Source organism: Chitinophaga sp. (assembly GCF_035564935.1).
Taxonomy (GTDB): Bacteria; Bacteroidota; Bacteroidia; order Chitinophagales; family Chitinophagaceae; genus Chitinophaga.
Map to the genome: position 1 here is coordinate 1 of NZ_DATMTE010000818.1, position 2,627 is coordinate 2,627.

General features: G+C 43.2%; 1 protein-coding gene. It reads left to right on the top strand.

Annotated elements, in window-relative coordinates; translation table 11 throughout:
- Positions 1–91 precede the first annotated feature (91 nt).
- Positions 92–2,627, top strand: a 2,536-nt coding sequence (locus VN105_RS21355) for a hypothetical protein (RefSeq protein WP_325644001.1), incomplete at its 3' end; no start/stop codon positions are given.

Sequence of the window (2,627 nt, forward strand, 5' to 3'; positions counted from 1 at the left end):
GACAAGTATCATGGCATGTCAGCTGTATTGGGGGCAAAGCTTTTCGGTGGCAACGTGTTCATCGAATGTAGACAACATCACCTATTCGGTAATGAGAAGTAATACAACGGCAAATGAGAAACAAAGGATGGCTTTTATTATCCCGGCTTCTCAATTGGTTGATATTGCAAATGGTACCATCACTTCTACGTATTTCAGACGGGCTACGGCTTCCGGAAGTTTGAATGCAGGAACTACCTTTAAAATTTATCTAAAAAACACAACGGCTACAGATTTTGGTTCCGCTGCTCCGGATTGGGCTACGGAAACGGGTGCTGCGACTTTGGTGTATGATTCTAATCCACAGACTGCAGTGGGAAGTACATCCGGTTATAAACAATTTCAGCATTCTACGAATTTTGTGTATACGGCAGGAAGTAATCTGGCAGTGTATACAGAATATGTTCAGACGACGGCTCAGGCTTCTACCATTTATTGGCAGTATGAATACAGCGGGCCTTGTATCAACACTTCAAACAGTAACACAACGAAATATCTAGGTACAACAGGTACTTTCGGGGCAACGCTTACTTCTACCAACTACAGAAGACCTATTATTGCATTTGATGCAACGGTACCTCCGCCAACGACACCTCCTTCTTGTACTACGGTTTCTGCTCCGGCAAATGCGGCTACAGGAGTTTCTGTAACGCCTACTATTACATGGGCTGCAACACCGATTACATCAAGCTATGTAATCAATATGGGAACAACACCGGGCGGAACAAATATTATGAATGGAGTAGATGTAGGAAACGTAACTTCTTACGCAATTCCTTCTGCAACACCGCTAAGTTATTCTACACAATATTACGTAACTGTTTTCCCGAAAAATGTTATCGGGCAAGCTACAGGCTGTACCGAAAGTACTTTCACAACATTGGCAATGCCTTGTCCGACGGTAAGTTCGCCGGCAGCAGCAGCTACGGGAGTTTCTACGCTTCCTACTATTGCTTGGGGAGCCGTTACCGGTGCAACGGGCTACAGACTGACAGTAGGAACTACTTCTGGAGGTACGGATATTATTAATAATGTAGATTTAGGAAATGTGACTTCTTATACATTTTCTGCACCGTTAAACCCGACAACTACTTATTATTATACAGTTACTGCTTACAATGCAACGACCAACTCCGGAACAGCATGTACGGTAAGATCATTCACAACTACGGCAACGCCACCGCCTGCTAATGATAATTGTTCTGCAGCAGTTGATTTGACAGTAAATCCTGACCTTACCTGTGGAGCTACAACTCCGGGGAATACTTTAGGAGCATCTTTATCTATGGCTGCTGCACCTTGTAATGGAAATCCGGATGATGATGTTTGGTTTAAATTTGTAGCAACAAGCACAGTGCATGTAGTAACTTTATCAAATATTGTTTCTACAGGAACAACCACTGCTTCAGATATGTACTTCCAGGTATTGGGCGGAACATGTGGTTCTCAGACGAGTTTATTATGTTCAGATCCGAATACGGGAACTGTAAGTGGTTTAACGCCGGGACAGACGTATTATGTAAGAGTTTACACATATTCAGGTGCTGGATATAATGCAAGTTTCAATATCTGTATCGGAACTCCGCCACCGCCGCCGGCAAACGACGAGTGTGCTAATGCTGTAGCGTTAACGGTGAATCCTGATTTAGCTTGCGGGGCTACAACTGCAGGTACTACTTTAAGTGCTACTAATTCTAATATCGCCGTTGCTCCTTGTACTGGTACTGCGGATGATGATGTTTGGTATACTTTTGTGGCAACTTCTACGGCACATACGATTTCGTTGTCAAATGTGGTTTCTACAGGTAGTTCATCGTCTACAAGTTTATATACACAGCTATTCAGCGGAACATGTGGTACTTTAACAAGTGTTGCCTGCGGTACTACAAATACGACTACTGTAGGAGGATTGACACCGGGACAGACCTATTATGTAAGAGCTTATAACAGCAACGGTTCTGGATACAGCAACAGCTTTAATATCTGTATCGGAACTCCGCCGCCGCCGCCTGCAAATGATGCTTGTTCAGGAGCAGTAGCTTTAACGGTTGGAGGAAACTTTGCAGCCAATGCCATTACTTCTACAAATGCAGGAGCTATCACAGATGGTACTACATCTTGTCAGACAAACAGAGGAGACAATGTTTGGTTCAGCGTAGTGGTACCGGCAAGTGGAAGTGTCACTTTCGAAACACAGGGTGTTACCGGTTCAGGATTTACAGATACGGTGCTTTCTGTTCATTCAGGAACTTGTGGTTCTTTAACAAGTATTGCTTGTGATGATGACAGTGGAGTAGATAATTTTTCTTTAGTTACGGTAACAGGCCAGACTCCTGGAGCTACATTATACGTAAGTGTATGGAGATATACAGGAACAGCCGGAGGAGGAAGTACAACAGGACAGTTTATGCTGTCTGCTTACGATGCTTCTCTATTGGCGACAAACGAAGTTGCGGGTAATAAAAATATGATTAAAGCATATCCGAATCCGTTCTCTGAAGTATTGAATATCTCTGATGCAGCTAAAGTGAAAAACGTTTTGGTCAACGATATTTCGGGAAGATTAGTAAAAACTATTGCTAATCCTG